Below are 13,288 nucleotides of genomic sequence, written 5' to 3' on the forward strand. Positions count from 1 at the left end.
CGCCGATGCCCCGCCTGGGGTTGCGGATGTCTAGGCGTCGGCGCCGGCGCGGTACTGGAACCGCGTGACCCAGTACGGGAGGTCGCGCTCCAGGTCGCCGCGCTGCTGGAGTCCCGCCTCGAAGAGGTGCCGTGCAACGTGCTGCTGCGCCGGACGGTTCACTGCGGCCCAGAAGGCGTCCATCTGGTCCTTGAACTCACCGTCCGGTCGCAGGGTGGCGACGTTGACGAAGTGCTTGATGTCCTTGATCGTCTGCAGGTCGAAGGAGGCGATGCGGGACGCCAGCTCGTCGACGAAGCCGTCAAGCTCGTCGTCGGGGAAGGCGCGGTTCAGGTACCCGTACCGTTCGGCGAGGTCTCCGTCCAGATCGAGGCCGCCGAAGAGGATCTCGAACGTCCGGCCCCGTCCGACCAGGGCGGGCAGGCGTGTGGCGGGCCCCCCACCGGGGATCGCGCTCATGCCGATCTCGAACTGACCGATGACGGACTTCTCGCGGCTGCCGAAGCGCATGTCGGTGGCGAGCAGGAACTCACTGCCCGCGCCGCGTGCGATGCCCCTGATGGAGGCGATGGTCGCCATGGGAAGTCTGCTCAGACGGGTGAGGAGCGCCGTGTAGGGGTGGACCTCATCCGGGTGGGCCAGGACGTGCTCCAGCTCGTCCTTGGCGGAGAGGTCGTAGTGGGCGATAAAGAACTCGGGGTCGGCGCTGTCGAAGACGATGACCGCGACACCGCTCTGCTCGGCGCGTGTGAAGACGGGGTCCAGCTCGCTCGTCATCGTCGAGTCCACGAGATTGACGGGAGGGTTGTCGAACGTCACGCGCCAGTACGTGGGCGAGTGCTCGGTCAGCGTGAACCGCGTCGGTGAGTCCATGGAGCCGACGCTAATATCTGACGGCCCATCGGCAACCTGGCCGCGTCCGACCGAGCCGACAGTCCCCGCGCCCAGGGACCGGCACCCGCCCCGCCCCTCAGACGGAGTAGTGCTCCAACCGCTGGCGCGGGTGCCCCTCGCTGTCCTTTCTGTCAGGCCGGAATGCCGAAGACCGGCGTGAACGTGGCTTGCGCCAGGGCGTGGGCCACGAGCCGGAAGCCGAGCCAGGCGGGGTCGCGTCGGTGGAGACGTCGAGCGTGGCGACGCGCGAGCGGAGGAGACCCGTATCGCTTGTCTGTTCGGTGCACTTCGTAAGAGTGTCTTCGCGCAGGTGGAGGTGAGCCGGTGTAGTCGGTGTTGTCACAGCGCACGTGGCTTCATTCACGACTCGCATTAGTGGCTGTTCACGGGTTCGGGTTCTGGCGCAACTTCCGTGAAGCGGGCACGGTGAGTGACGGCTGACGCTCGGGCCTGCCTCCGCGAAGTTGCCCGAAAATGATCATTCGCGAGCTTGGTATAGCTGACAGTCCCGGGCCTCGTCCGAGCCGGCTTCGACCTTCTCCGCAAGCGTGTCCTGCTCTACTCGTAGGACATCGTTTCTGATGCGTCAGAGCTTTCCGCAGGTGTTGGCAGACTCCGCTCAGGCCGACATGAACCGGCCACCGGTCCGTCCCCGGTGGACCGGGGCAAGGCCGGCAGCAAGCACCACCTGATCGTTGAGGCTCACGGCATCCCGCTCGCGGCAATCACCACCGGCGGCAACCGCAACGACGTCACCCAACTGATCCCGCTGATATGGGCAGGCGATGCGCCCCAGTAGATGGCCTGCTCGATGCTTCAGAACGCATACGTGGCAGTCGGGCCCGCGCAGCCTCACATCCGGGATCTCAGCACGTCGACCTCACAGCCCGGCGCGGAGGGGTCGAAGCCGTGCTCGATCAGCCAGCGAACCGCCAGCAGGCTACGCAACGACCACCACGCGTGGATCACGTCGAGGTCGACGTCGGTGCCATAGCCGGCGATGACGTCGTCTAGGTGCTCCTCGTGTCCGAGCGTGAAGGTGGCGAGGTCGTACAGGGCATCACCCTGGCCCGCCTCGGACCAGTCGATGATGCCCGTGACCTCGTCGCCGTCGACGAAGACGTGCGCGATCTGCAGGTCGCCGTGTGTGAACGCCGGAGTCCACGGCCGGAGCGCGGCCTCGGCGACCTGGCGGTTGCGGGTGACCAGGTCGGCGGGCAGGACGCCGTTCGTCACGAGCAACTCGCACTCGTCGTCGAGTTCCGCCGCCAGCGCGACGATGCTCCGGCCGGCCCAGCCCTGCCGGGGCGGCAGCGGCGCGTCGTGCAGCTTCCGGATGGCGGCGCCCGCTGCGGCCCACGCCGCCGGCGGCCCGGTCGACGGTCCGCCGAGGCGCCCAAGCGTCATCCCCGGGAGTGCGGTGATCGCGAGCACGGGCGGCTTGCGCCACAGGACCTCCGGGGTCGGGACCGGCGCCAGGGCCATCGCCTCGACCTCGGCGTCGATGCGCGCCTGATCGGCGTCCACCTTCAGGAACACGTCGCCGACGCGCAGAGTCGCGCGCTCGGAATGGGCGACGACGACTTCGACCTCATCCATGGGCGACCAGTATCCCGGGGATGACCGCCGACCTCGCCAGGTTTATCGCGTGCGATTACGCGGCTGACCGCGTCCCGCTACCCGGCGGCCTCGTGCACGACGCCGACCTCTGACCAGGTCAAGCCCACCACTTTTGTGAGGAGTCCTAAGGTCAGGTGAGCGAGAGAAGGATTTTGCCTCGGCTTGCGCCCGTCTCCAGGAGCTGGTGTGCCTTTGCCGCCTCGGCCAGCGGCAGGGTCTGCGTCACCCCGGGCCGGATCCGCCCCGCCGCAAGCAGCCGGAGGGCTTCGGCAAGGTACTCACCGATCCGATCGGGAGCCCGACGGGCGAGGTCGCCGATGTTGAACCCGGCGATGGCCCGGTTGCCCTTCCACAAGTCCCACACCGAGGCCGTCCACTGCTCGTGCCGACCGAGGTCTCCGTAGGCCACCACGCGGCCGAACGGGGCCAGCACGGCCAGGCTCTGCTCCCGGACCGGCCCCCCGACGGGATCGAGCACCAGGTCCACGCCCCGGCCACCGGACACCTCCTCCAGCCGCTCCGCGAAGCCTTCACGCAGGAACACTTCGTCGTAGCCCAGCTCGGCGGCGTACGGAATCTTCTCCGCCGAACCGACCGTGCCGTACACCCGGCCGGCCCCCAGCTCCCGGGCCAGCTGCGCAGCCGCAAAACCCACACCCCCCGCCGCGGAGTGGATCAGCACGTCCTCCCCCTCCCGCAGCCGGCCGGCGTCCTTGAGCACACCAAAGGCCGTCGGATAGACGCACGGCAGCCCCGCCGCCTCGGCCGGGTCCGCCTCTCCCGCCCTGGTGCGCAGCGACCTGACGAAGCGCGTGTCCGCGGTGACCACCTCGGCGTAGCCGCCGAAGGCCGGCAGGTATACCGCAATCGGTTCGCCGACCTCCAGCCCGCTCACCCCCGCACCGAGCGCGACGACCACCCCGGCCACCTCCAGGCCGGGAACGTCCACTCCGCCAGGCCCGTCCGGAGTACCGAACTCGCCCCGGCGGTGCTGGATCTCGGCGAAATTGACGCCCGCGAAGGCGACCCGCACAGCGACCTGGTCAGCAGCCGGCACGGGCTCGGGCACATCCAGTTCCTCCAGCACCTCGACGCCTCCGTTGACCCGGAACCCGACCGCCCGCATCCGGCGCTCCCCTCATCGCCACGGCCCTCCCGGTGTGGGCCTGCGGGAGCACCAACTCGGGTGGCGATCTTGGTATTCCCTCCGCAGCCCAACCCCTGGGCAGTCCTCTCCGCGCGAGCAGTGGTAAGCCGTACCGCAGGCCCGACCAACCGCAGCCAGGAACGGAGGCGGGCCTTGGGGCAAACCTGGAGGCAAAGTCAGCCTCAGCCCAAGGGGCGATCACAGTGCGGGCCGGGGCGGGTGGGTCTCGCTCGTGCGGACGACATGCCCCACCGCGCCCGCGTGCGGCGCGCCACGTCACCCGAGCGCATCCGCGCTTCGCGCTTATGGTGACGCCCGGAGGTGCGGAATGCGAGTGGGGCTGCACACGCTTGGTATCGGTGACGGTGCCCGTCCCGAGGTGATCCGTGCGGTATCCACGGCAGCGGAGACGCACGGCTTCGCGACGCTCTGGTGCGGCGAGCACGTGGTGCTCGTGGACGCGCCCGCCTCTCGCTACCCCTACTCCGTGGACGGCCGGATCGCCGTGCCCGTGGACACGGACTGGCTGGATCCGCTGCGCTTGCCCTGACCTTCGCGGCGGCGGTCATCAGCCGGATCGAGCTCGCCTCCGGCGTACTCCTGCTGCCAGAGCACAACCCGGTCCTGGTCGCCAACCGGCCGCCACACTCGATGTGCTCTCTGCCGGGCGGTTCAGCCTGGGGGTCGGGGTCGGCTGGTCGGCTGGTCGGCGGAGGAATTCGCGGCGCTCGGAGTCCCCTTCGCCAGGCGCGGGCGGCGCACCGAAGAGTACCTTGCCACGTTGCGCGCCCTCTGGGCCGAGGACCCGGCCTCCTACCCAGGGGAGTTCATCCGCTTCGACGCGATCCGGGTCAACCCGAAGCCGCTGCGCGGCGGCCGGCTCCCGGTCGTGGTCGGCGGTAACAGTGACGCCGCCTTGCATCGGGCGGTCACGCTCGCCGACGGCTGGTACGGCTTCAACGTCCCGGCGTCCGACGTCCCGGCGCGTATCGCCGTGCTCGCCGACGAGTGCGCCCGCCACGGTCGCGCTTTTGACGAGCTCACGGTCGCCGTCGCGATGAGCGACGGCACCCCGGAACACCTCCCCGCACTCGGCGCGGCGGGCGTCACCGAACTCGTTGTCGTCGGCGCTCCCCCGCCCACTCCCGACGCGGGCGGCCACCTGGGTCGCTCGATCCGGAGGGCAGAGGAGGCGAAGTACGAGTACGTTCTCTGCCAACGGCAAGAGCAAGAAGTACGCCGCCGCCTCCGGCCGGAGCCGACTTGTGGCTCTTCGTGAAAAAGAGTGAGAGCTGACGTGAACATCGACCAGGCCGTAACCTTCTTCCAGGAATTCCTGACCGCGGTGTACAAGCAGGACGTCGCCAATCTCACGGAGCCGGACGATCAGCTCGAGCAGCGGGTCGCGCGTACAGAGAGCTTCATGTACTCCTCACCCGGCACCAGCATGACGTCCCCATTCATGCGTCCTCGGCGTCTGCCAGCCGAGGAACTGGCCGAGATCGCGGAGAAGGCGTCGACGCCGGTACGCCGCCCGTTGTACCTGGTCGTGGAGTACGACGTGCCCGGGTGGGGCACCTGCTTCGCGGCCGACGTCGGCGGCGGCGAGGAGACCAACTACATCGCCTATGAACGCCAGTACTGGGCGATGGAGGTCGGCAGAGAGCCGAAGATCGTCGCGCAGTACGGGATCGACTTCTACGCCGAAAGGCTCGCCTGGGAGAACGTGATGGGAGCGGTGATCGGGCGCACCGGCGGCCCGGTCGCAGTCCGCGCCTTGGAGGAGCCTCAGGTCCCGCGTGACCGGGACGACTACCAGCGAATCGTCGCATCGACCCTGCAGGACGGTGCCTAGAAGGCTCATGAAGACTTTGGTGAGAGGCTGTCCGGTCGTGGGCGGGGCGGCTCCTGGGCCTATGTGGTGGCCGGGCTGATTGTCCAGGTGTTGCCGGCGTGGGTGAGTCCGAGGTTGATCAGTCGGCGGAGGTTGAGGACGGCGACTCAGGTGTGGATCCAAGCATTGTTGTTGATGGTGCCGCGGTAGCGGAGTCTGCGGTTGGCGCGCCGGACGAGCCAGGCGACGGCGCGCTCGACCGGTGGTCGCCAGCGACGTTAGGCCGTTTCCTTCGGATCATCTGCTCGTTGGTTGATGTGTGTCGTTGGCTGATGCCCAGTGGGCGCGGATCGAGCCGCTGCTGCCGGACCGAACACCGAAGCGGGGAGGACGGTGGCGTGATCACCGGCAGGTGATAGACGCGATCGCGTTCAAGTACCGCACCGGGACACGCTGGATGGACCTGCCCGAGCACTTTGGGTCGTGGAAGGGTGCCCACAACTGGCTGCGGAAGTGGGCCACCGACGGCACCTGGGAGAAGGTCTTCACCGCTCTGCTCGCCCAGGCCGACGCCGAAGTCGACCTCGAATGGGTCATCGCGGTCGACTCCACCGTCGTTCGCGCCCACCAGCACGCCGCCGGGGCTCGTCAACAGGCGCCCCAGCCGGCGAGCCGGACGACCATGCCCTCGGACGTTCCCGCGGCGGCTTGACCACCAAGATCCACCTCGCCGCCGACAGCCGCTGCCGCCCGCTCGCTATCGCCGTCATGCCCGGGCAGGCAGGTGACGCACCCGCATTCCCCGAGGTCATGGCCCGGTTACGAGTGCCCCGGCCGATCGGCCGGGCCAGGACCACACCGGACGTGGTCCTGGCCGACAAGGAGTATTCGTCTCCGGCGATCCGCAGTCGCCTGCGACGGCGCGGAATCCGGTCGGTGATCCCACAGCAGGCCAGCGCGGCGGCCGTCCGCCAGCCTTCGACCGCGACGCCTACAAACAGCGGAACACTGTCGAACGGTGCATCAACAAGATCAAGCAGTGGCGCGGTCTGGCCACCCGATACGACAAGACCGCCACCATCTACCTCGCCGGACTCCACATCGCCGCCATCTTCATCTGCTCGGAAAGGTGATCCGAGGAAGGCGGCCTAGTCCTGCGGTGCCAAGGTGCGCAGGACGTCGAACTCGTTGCCCTCGGGGTCAGCCATGACCACCCAGTTCCGGTCTGGGCCCTGGCCCACGTCCACCTTAACCGCGCCGAGACCGAGCAATCTGGTCACCTCGTCCTCGGTGCTGCCGTCGATCGGGCTGACGTCGAGGTGAAGCCGGTTCTTGACGGTCTTGCTCTCTGGCACACGGATGAACACCAGGGTGGGCGGCATCTGGCGGGCCCGGACATCCTCGACGGTTGGCACCCAAGAGCCGATCTCGACCTTGCCCTCGCTCCGGTCGATCACCTTGAAGTCCAGAACCTCGCACCAGAAGGCCGCGAGCCTCTCCGGATCATGGCAGTCAACGGTCAACTCGGTGAACCTGCTTGTCATGCTTCTCCCAGATAGTGCGGACGGGGCTCAGCGTAGGTCGCCCGCCCGACAGATCCGAGATCTTATTGACCAGAGACATCAAACGGGCTTGATCTGGAGGAAACCGCCTAGCCGGGGCATCCAGACCAGCGCTCGGCACGCTCGTCGGCGCTCAGCCCGACCGCGGCGTCCTCCGGCTCCGAGTGGCGCACCCAGGTCCGTAGCGTCTCCCGGTTCACCCCGAGTTCCCCCGCCGCCGAGTCGATCGGCCGCCCCGTCGAGCGGACCAACGTCACCGCGACCTGGTCAGCTCAGCTAGGACACGTAACCTGATCAGGTAGATGTCCGCCGAAAGGGAACGTGCCCTCGCCGCCAACTGTCCTACCGCACACGCGATGTGGCGCGAGGCCGCCACCGGTCTCATCGACGCGATCGCCGCGCTGTGGCAGGCGCCGGTCACACGTGCGTGGTGACCGGATGTCCGGGGCGCTGTCCTCCTGCCTGCCGCAGCGCGGCAGACAGGAGGACAGACAGAAGCAGTTGTGTGCGGCCCGCGAGAGCGGCCGGACCATGGCAGGAAACGGTTCAGCGGCCGATGTTGCTCTGCGGGCCGGCGTACGTCTTCAGCAGGGCGGGCAGGTCCGCCGCCGTGTCGAGTGTGTACGAGTAGTGGCTGCCCGGGGTGAAGGTAGTTCCGCTGGTCTGCTGTTTCCCGGCGGAGTTGACCACGACGCTGCCCTTCTGGGTCAGCGAGGCTGCCGAGGTGTCGTTGTAGTACGGGTCTTTCACCTTGTCGAAGTAGCTGTTCTCGATGACCGTCTTCGACTGGCCTCGTGAGAGGTTGCCGTAGCCGGTGACGTTCTGCAGGTAGTTGTTGTAGAGGTGGGCCATGGCCACGTTGTCGATGCTCGGGTTCCGGCTGCCGGTGTCGTGGATCCAGTTGTGGTGGATTGTCATCCGTGAGGTGACGTTGTCGGTCCAGCCGATACCGAAGGCCTTGCGGCTCCCGCTGAGGACGTTCCAGGAGACGGTCAGGTAGCTGGTGTCCTTCCGGCTGTCGATCAGGCCGTCGTTCATCCGCTCGATCCGGTTGTGGTCGATCCAGATGTGGTCTGCGGTGTCCATCTGGATTCCGTCGTAGTCGTACTTCTTGTCGTCCGGGTCGTCGTCGGCCATCAGGGTGTCGCGGATGGTCAGGTTCCTGATGATCACGTTCCGGACCCCGGAGCCGAGGAACAGGCCACCGTTGACGATCTGGCCCGAGGTGCCGACGCCCACCAGGGTCTTGTTCGACTTCACAGGGATCTCGTAGCCGTACGTCGCGACCTTGACGGACGCGGCCACCTTGATCACGTACGGGCTGCTGGAGGTCGCGTACTTCACCAGGTCGTCGTAGTTGGTGACGGTGACCGTCTGGCCACCCGCGCCGCCCGTGGTACCACCACCGGTGGAGGCGAAGCCGTCGGGGGTGTTGGACCAGACGGGCGCGGCCGGAGTACCGGCCGCGCCGGCCGGCAGCGCCGCGCCGTTGAGTATCAGGCCGCACGTCCCCAGGAGGAGTGCAGCGGACCAGGATGTGCGCCGAACGATCTTCCGTGTGGTCATGGGTGCGTCCTTGTGTGGTGAGGGGGGTTCGCGGTCGGCCGGGTCAGCCGACCGGGTTCCAGCCGTCGGATCCGGCCAGATACCTCTGCGGGGTGTACTGCGCCGCCTGCGCGGCGCTGAGCTGCGGACGGTTGCCGTTGACCGTGGCGCCGGAGCCGTTGTTCCGGTACTCCAGGAACCGGGCGTTCTTCCAGGAATTATTGGACATATCCGTCCACGGCTGGGCCGTCGCGATCGTCGCGGAGAGCGACGACTCGCGGTAGAGGACCTGGGCGGCGGGACGCCAGGGCCGACCGAGCTGGGTGGTATTGCCTGTGGTGCCGGTGATGTTCGATCTGTAGAACAGGAACCCGTACGTCTTGGCCGTATCGGTGCTGGCCGCGGTGATGGGACCGCCGGTGCTCCGCTTCTCATGGATCTTGCAGGAGTGGAAGACGGCAGTGCCGCCGCCGAAGATGAAGTCGACCGTACCCTCGACGTAGGAGTTCCTGATGTAGGCCCTGGTGCTGTCGTTGACCAGGAACGTGTCCTGGTCGCCCAGCAGCCGCACGTTGTCCAGGACGGCCCGGTCGGCGTTGAGGTGCAGCGCCACCGCCTGGTGGCCGCTGGGCGTGCTGTTCTCGTCGAAGTCGTTGGAGATGGTCAGGTTGGTCGCGACGAAGTCGTGGCCATAGGCGAAAACGGTCGCGCTGCCGGATGTGCCGTGCGTGCCCGCGCTGTGGTTGTTGACGATCAGCACGTCTTGGGCCGAGCCGCCGGTGCCGCTCAGGGTGATGTACGGCTTGTTGGCCGGGACGGTCACGATCTCCCGGTAGGTACCGGGCTTGATGCTGATGGTGACCCGGCTTCCGTTGCCGGTGGCGACGGAGTCGACCGCGGCCTGGATGGTCAGGTACTGGCCGCTGCCATCCTTGGCGACCGTTAATGCTCCCGTTGTCGGCGCGGTGGTGGCGGCGGCAGTAGCACCGGGCAGCACCGGGCCGACTGACAGCAAGCCGACCACCGCCAGGGTGAGCCCTGCCGGTCGGAGCAGGTGTCGGTGGCAGATGCGGCGGGACCGTCGCCTGGTCCCGGCATAGGCCTTGCCGCCTGATTCGGACCACATGTGAACGTTCCTCCCTCGCGTAAAGGTGAGGTGCCGCAGAGTCGTACGACCCCACGGCATCGTGAACGTGCCGCCCGATCGGGACCGCACGGTTCGTAGACGCGCCAGGTCGCGGCGGATAACCGAAATCCGCGAGAAATCTTGGTGAGATCCCCCGCGGCTCGTGGAGTCGGCCTCGCGGCCAGAGGCGTCGGCTTCTCGGCCGCGGCGCACGTCCTGCCATATGCGCGGGTGAGAGCCTTGATGGCGACGAGACGGCGACGGATCGCCACCGCCGGCCCCTGCCTGCCGCACCGCCCGTCGCGGCGGTCCCGCTCCCCGTGCGGTTGTTACGTTTCAATGACACGGGGAAAACGCTGTGCCAGCATACGGAACCCCTGGACCGCGACGGCACGCCCTCTGCGGCACATGCGTTCCCCGCCGCTCGGACGGACACCCGGCCGCGGTACGGAAAACGCCGGGGACACCGGACGGCCATGGGGCCGTGGCCGCGACTGAGAATGGGGATCTTCCGCGATGACGAGGGGGGAGAGCGAGGCCGAGCGGAACGTCACCGCACTGGTGCGTGACGCTCAGGCGGGCTACGAGCAGGCCCTCAGTGAACTGATCTCGCTTCATCTGCCGTTGATCTACAACATCATCGGGCGTGCCCTCAACGGCCATGCCGACGTGGACGACTTGGTGCAGGAAACCATGGAGCGGGTCGTCCGCGGCCTGCCGAAGCTGCGCGAGCCCGACCGGTTCCGGTCCTGGGCGGTGGCGATCGCCTACCGCCAGGTGCAACAGCACCTGCGGCGCAGGCCAGCGGCCCCGCTGCACCAGCACGGCGAGGTCCCGGACGTGGCTGACCCCCGGGCCGACTTCGCCGAGCGCACCGTCACGGAGCTGGTGTTGGACGGGCAGCGACGCGAGCTGGCCGAGGCGGCCCGCTGGCTCGAGGACACCGACCGGCAGCTGCTCTCCCTGTGGTGGCAGGAGGCCTCTGGCCAACTGACCCGGACCGAACTGGCCTCCGTCCTCGATGTCGGTCCGCAGCACGCGGCCGTCCGGCTGCAGCGGATGAGGGGCAAACTGGACGCCGCCCGGGGCGTGGTGCGTGCGCTGGCCGCGACGCCGCGCTGCGCCGGGCTCGCCGAGCTGATACGGGGCTGGGACGGCGGTGTGACATCGGTGTGGCGCAAGCGCCTCACCCGGCACACCCGGGACTGCGCGCAGTGCGCCGGATACCGGTCCGGCCTCGTCCCCTCCGAGAAGCTGCTGTCCGGCATCGGCGTGGTCGCGGTGCCCGTCGGGACACTGGACGGCCTGGGACCTGTCCTGGAGGCGGCCGCCGCGGCCGCTGCGGCTGTGGGCCGGTCAGTGCTCGACCATCTCCGGAACGCCTTGCACCACCTGACGGCCAAGACTGCCACGGCCACCGCCGCGGTGGCCGTCGCCGGTACCCTCACCTACGCGGTGTGGCAGTCCCCGATGCCCGAATCCCGTGGCTCATCCCCTGACGTCAGCGCGTCGCCCGAGCGGCGCGGTGGGCCGACCGCGCCGGTCATCACCCGGAAGCCGTCGGTGTCGCCCTCTCCCCGGGCGAGCGGCCGTCGCTCCCCGTCGGCGGTCACCGGCTTCGGCGGCGTGTCGAATGCGGACATCTATGTGGCGCCGACCGGTTCGGACTCCGGCGACGGAACCAGGAGGCACCCTTACGCCACACTGAACAAGGCCGTGTCGGCCGTCCGGCCCGGCGGGATCATCGCCCTGCGCGGTGGCATCTACCGGCCGACCGAGCCGGTGACCATCACCACCAACGGCACGGCGGCGGACCGCATCACGCTGAGCAACTACCGCGGCGAACGACCGATCATCGACGCCGGCGGCGTGCCCGCGGACAAGTGGATGATCACTCAGCGGACGCGTTACTGGATCGTCCAGGGGCTGGAGATCCGCAACTCCGCCAGCCACGCCTATGTCTGCAGCGGCTGCCAGCACACTGTCTTCCGGCGGCTGTCCCTCCATGACAACACCAGGTCGGGGCTGACGTTGCGCGACCCGGACACCATCGGCAACGCGGTGCTGGACAGCGACTTCTTCGACAACCACGGGGGCACCGGGGTCGGAGTCGGGCTGGCCGTGAAGTTCGGCTCCGGGGCGGACAACATCGTCCGGGGCTGTCGTGCCTACGGCAACTCGACCGATGGCATCGACCTCGGCGAGTTCACCAGCCCGGTCACCCTGGAGAGCAACTGGTCCTACCGCAACGGCAGCGGTTTCACCTTCGGCGGCGGCGCCCGGTCGGCCGCGATCAACCATGTCGTCAGGAACAACGCCGCCTGGGACAACCGCGCCTTCGGCTTCAACGACGGAGATAACACCGGCCTCCTCGTGCTGCTCCGCAACACCGCCTTCCGCAACGGTGCCGCCGGCTTCTCCCTGCCCGATGCCACCGTGTCAGCGAGCGGCAACGTCTCCCTCGGCAACGAGAGGGACGACACGTTCGGCACCACGGCGACATCCAGCGGGAACACCTGGAACGGCGACGGCCGGAACACGGGACTCTTCGCCACAACCGACCCAGCCACGGCCCAGGCCGGCCGACCGGCCGACGGCGGCCTGCCGAAGACCGCTTTCCTCACCACCGGCAGCGGAATCGGCGCCAGCATGACGGAGTAGACGGTGGGCGGCGCAGGCAGCTGCGGCAGGCTGGCCGAGGCCCGGATCTGGGGCCTTGACCAGCCGGGACACGGCCAAGGACGCGGAAATTGCCCGTGCCACGGCACGAGAACGCGGTGCCGGGCAGGCAGCTCACACGGCTGGTGCGCTACGAGCATGCGGATCGGCTGTGGTTCGCTACGCCGTCCTCGCTGATCCTGTGCCGTTCGGAAACTCGTCGCTCCTGGTCAGGTGGCGTATTTGTGCTCGTTGATCACGCCTGAAGGGTGTCGATATGCGTCGAGTTCGGCGATCTCCCCATCGAGGGCCAACACGCCCTCCGCGATGCGGGCGGCCATGGCGGCCGCGAGGGTCTCTCCAGGCAGTGCGGTGTGCTGGGCCCTGGCCGCCTCGACGGCTGTTTCGGCGAGCGCGACGGCGTTCTTCTACCTTGTGGTTCTTCAGCCAGGCTCCGATGCTCCTGACCCTGCTGCGGCGGATCGCGGCCGGCATCTGGTAGCCGGTCAGCAGCATGACCGGACCCTTCTCGCTCGGATTCAGCACCCGCTCCAACGCGGAGAAGAGCTGGTGCAGTTGGGCCTGCGGTCGGTTGGTCTGGCGGGCAGCTCCAGCAGGTCCGACTCGTCGTTGAAGACTCGGCGTGAAATGAGCGGTTGAGTCGTGGCGGAGTCCGGGGCGGCCCAGTTCTTAGAGCCATCCAACGGAGACAAGCCCACAGCCGTATCCCGAACCCCTGAGTCCACCGATCTCACGAATGAGTCTTGGCCAGTCCTCGGTGACGCGAGCGACAGGTTCTGGGACCTCTTCGGCAGCCCGCGTGCCCTCGCATACGCCCGTTCCGGAAGGTCAAGCGCTGACGGCCCGGCGCCGGGCGGTTCCACGGTTCGGTGTACACCGGA

12 protein-coding genes and 2 pseudogenes are annotated in these 13,288 nt (G+C 68.3%); 7 read left to right on the plus strand and 7 right to left on the minus strand.

What is annotated here, in order from left to right; genetic code table 11:
* Window positions 1-30: 30 nt before the first annotated feature.
* Complete coding sequence (locus ABTY62_RS42375) at window positions 31-873, minus strand: enoyl-CoA hydratase/isomerase family protein (RefSeq protein WP_352134713.1); 843 nt, start codon at window positions 871-873, stop codon at window positions 31-33.
* A 661-nt stretch (window positions 874-1,534) separates the two neighbouring features.
* On the opposite strand from ABTY62_RS42375, the pseudogene ABTY62_RS42380 reads away from it, so the two are divergent.
* Window positions 1,535-1,669: pseudogene (locus ABTY62_RS42380) on the plus strand (transposase); the annotation flags it as partial.
* A gap of 77 nt (window positions 1,670-1,746) precedes the next feature.
* Here ABTY62_RS42380 and ABTY62_RS42385 read toward each other — a convergent pair.
* The gene (locus ABTY62_RS42385; protein ID WP_352134714.1) at window positions 1,747-2,493 is read right to left on the minus strand and encodes a phosphotransferase family protein; all 747 of its coding nucleotides are present in this window, start codon (window positions 2,491-2,493) and stop codon (window positions 1,747-1,749) included.
* Window positions 2,494-2,644: 151 nt separating this feature from the next.
* The gene (locus ABTY62_RS42390) at window positions 2,645-3,640 is read right to left on the minus strand and encodes a quinone oxidoreductase family protein (protein WP_352134715.1); all 996 of its coding nucleotides are present in this window, start codon (window positions 3,638-3,640) and stop codon (window positions 2,645-2,647) included.
* Window positions 3,641-4,040: 400 nt separating this feature from the next.
* On the opposite strand from ABTY62_RS42390, the gene ABTY62_RS42395 reads away from it, so the two are divergent.
* The 4 genes and pseudogenes from ABTY62_RS42395 to ABTY62_RS42410 all read left to right on the plus strand — a co-directional run bounded on the left by ABTY62_RS42395 (window position 4,041) and on the right by ABTY62_RS42410 (window position 6,628).
* Window positions 4,041-4,211, plus strand: coding sequence for a hypothetical protein (locus ABTY62_RS42395; protein ID WP_352134716.1), 171 nt, complete (start codon window positions 4,041-4,043; stop codon window positions 4,209-4,211).
* A gap of 144 nt (window positions 4,212-4,355) precedes the next feature.
* Entirely contained in the window at window positions 4,356-4,940 is a 585-nt protein-coding gene (locus ABTY62_RS42400; protein ID WP_352134741.1) for an LLM class flavin-dependent oxidoreductase, read from the plus strand.
* A gap of 18 nt (window positions 4,941-4,958) precedes the next feature.
* Window positions 4,959-5,516, plus strand: a complete 558-nt coding sequence (locus tag ABTY62_RS42405) for a hypothetical protein (protein WP_352134717.1) — start codon at window positions 4,959-4,961, stop codon at window positions 5,514-5,516.
* A 298-nt stretch (window positions 5,517-5,814) separates the two neighbouring features.
* Window positions 5,815-6,628 (plus strand): annotated as a pseudogene (locus ABTY62_RS42410) (IS5 family transposase).
* A gap of 15 nt (window positions 6,629-6,643) precedes the next feature.
* Here the strand turns inward: ABTY62_RS42410 and ABTY62_RS42415 are convergent.
* Both ABTY62_RS42415 and ABTY62_RS42420 read right to left on the minus strand, forming a co-directional pair.
* A complete protein-coding gene (locus tag ABTY62_RS42415) occupies window positions 6,644-7,039 on the minus strand; it encodes a VOC family protein (RefSeq protein WP_352134718.1) in 396 nt (131 codons plus the stop codon).
* A 107-nt stretch (window positions 7,040-7,146) separates the two neighbouring features.
* Window positions 7,147-7,314, minus strand: a complete 168-nt coding sequence (locus ABTY62_RS42420; protein ID WP_352134719.1) for a hypothetical protein — start codon at window positions 7,312-7,314, stop codon at window positions 7,147-7,149.
* 45 nt (window positions 7,315-7,359) lie between these two features.
* Between ABTY62_RS42420 and ABTY62_RS42425 the strand changes: the two genes are divergently transcribed.
* Entirely contained in the window at window positions 7,360-7,491 is a 132-nt protein-coding gene (locus ABTY62_RS42425) for a hypothetical protein (protein ID WP_502997633.1), read from the plus strand.
* A gap of 112 nt (window positions 7,492-7,603) precedes the next feature.
* Here the strand turns inward: ABTY62_RS42425 and ABTY62_RS42430 are convergent, their stop codons facing one another.
* Entirely contained in the window at window positions 7,604-8,623 is a 1,020-nt protein-coding gene (locus ABTY62_RS42430; RefSeq protein ID WP_352134720.1) for a pectate lyase family protein, read from the minus strand.
* A gap of 43 nt (window positions 8,624-8,666) precedes the next feature.
* The gene (locus ABTY62_RS42435; RefSeq protein WP_352134721.1) at window positions 8,667-9,728 is read right to left on the minus strand and encodes a pectinesterase family protein; all 1,062 of its coding nucleotides are present in this window, start codon (window positions 9,726-9,728) and stop codon (window positions 8,667-8,669) included.
* A gap of 516 nt (window positions 9,729-10,244) precedes the next feature.
* On the opposite strand from ABTY62_RS42435, the gene ABTY62_RS42440 reads away from it, so the two are divergent.
* Complete coding sequence (locus ABTY62_RS42440; protein WP_352134722.1) at window positions 10,245-12,389, plus strand: sigma-70 family RNA polymerase sigma factor; 2,145 nt, start codon at window positions 10,245-10,247, stop codon at window positions 12,387-12,389.
* The last annotated feature ends 899 nt before the right edge of the window (window positions 12,390-13,288 follow it).

The sequence above is a fragment of the Streptomyces sp. NPDC097640 genome, from assembly GCF_040302705.1.
GTDB lineage: Bacteria > Actinomycetota > Actinomycetes > Streptomycetales > Streptomycetaceae > Streptomyces.